This window comes from Flammeovirga aprica JL-4 (genome assembly GCF_012844305.1).
In the GTDB taxonomy this organism is placed as follows: domain Bacteria; phylum Bacteroidota; class Bacteroidia; order Cytophagales; family Flammeovirgaceae; genus Flammeovirga; species Flammeovirga aprica.
Map to the genome: position 1 here is coordinate 1 of NZ_JABANE010000288.1, position 1,378 is coordinate 1,378.

The 1,378-nt window shown below is 32.2% G+C and carries 1 protein-coding gene; it reads right to left on the reverse strand.

Translation table 11 applies throughout. From position 1 onward, the window contains the following. On the reverse strand, positions 1-1,118 hold a 1,118-nt coding region (locus tag HHU12_RS33910), incomplete at its 3' end, for an AAA family ATPase (protein WP_169661151.1). Between the last annotated feature and the right edge of the window lie 260 nt (positions 1,119-1,378).

The window sequence follows — 1,378 nt, forward strand, 5'->3', positions numbered from 1 at the left end:
AAATACCCATTAAACAACAATAAACCTAAAACCGTCTTCTCTGAACCATTCTCTAAGTCTTTAAAAATAGTGGTCTCGGAAATTTCACTTTCCATCACCTGACCATCGATTAAGCCCGTCAGTTTCTTTTCAAGATCTGCATTTGCGTTGGTCAATAACTCCTCTATCAACTCATTTGCTGAGGTATTCACCCAATAAGGTCTAAATCCCTGAGAAGGTTTGTTTGCATAATTTAAGATCGACCAAGGATTATACATTCCAGAGTGTAAACCTATCGTATAGCCATTATACCACTTTTTCACTTCTGAAAAAGACGTACTGATATGAGTGTCTGCCAAAAGCTGTTTTACTTCACCTTCTGTCAACCCAAATTTATCAGCATAAGCATGTTCTAATACAGAATTCACCTCCAAATTATTCAAACCTGAAAAAATACTTTCTTTCGCTACTCTTAAAATCCCAGTAATTACACCCTTGTATAAATAATCATTGTCCTTAAAACCTGCTGATAAAAAATTACGCATAAACGTAATCATTTCATTGTAGTAACCCTCTTGCCATGATTTAATAATACAGGTATCATATTCATCAATAAGTATTACTACATTTTGTTGATATATTTTTTCTAAAGCTCTTGATGTAGTTAGTAAAAAATCACCTAAATCTACCTCTATTCCTTTACTGTTGTATATTCTTTGAAAATAGTCAATATCTAAATTTGACGTATTGGAAGCATCTATTAATTCTAAAAAATGATCTTTTATAAAATTTGAACACAGTTTTGATATCTTTTGAATTGATTCTGCATAAGTCAACTCCTTTATATCCTTAAAAGAAAGATAAATCACAGGGTATTTCCCTTGACGCCTCCATGATTCTGTTTCTCGTATTTTTAAACCTTCAAACAATGAAGCATTTTCTTCCGCCTTTTTAATATCTAAGAAAGCATGAAGCATGGACATATTTAAAGTCTTTCCAAATCGGCGGGGACGTGGGATTAATATAGACGCTGCACTTGATTCTATTATTTCATCAATGAAAAGGGATTTGTCTACATAATAGAATCCATCATTAATAACTCTCTTAAAATCTGATATGCCTATGGGAAATTTCTTCATGCTTTTTACTCTCTTTTTACAAGCATCATTAGCCCACGATTTAAATCGTGGGCTAATGATGCTTAGTATATCACTCTGTAAAGATAATCAATATATCACCAAAAAATCTATGTTCAGTTCTTAAGCAGAAAACATGACTTGGAAATATATATGAAAAAAGGTGCGGTCTAAAAGTCAAGTGAATTATATGTATTTTATGACTTTTCAATAACACAAGCCACCTCTTTTCCATCAAAAGCAACACCTACAAACATTAATTC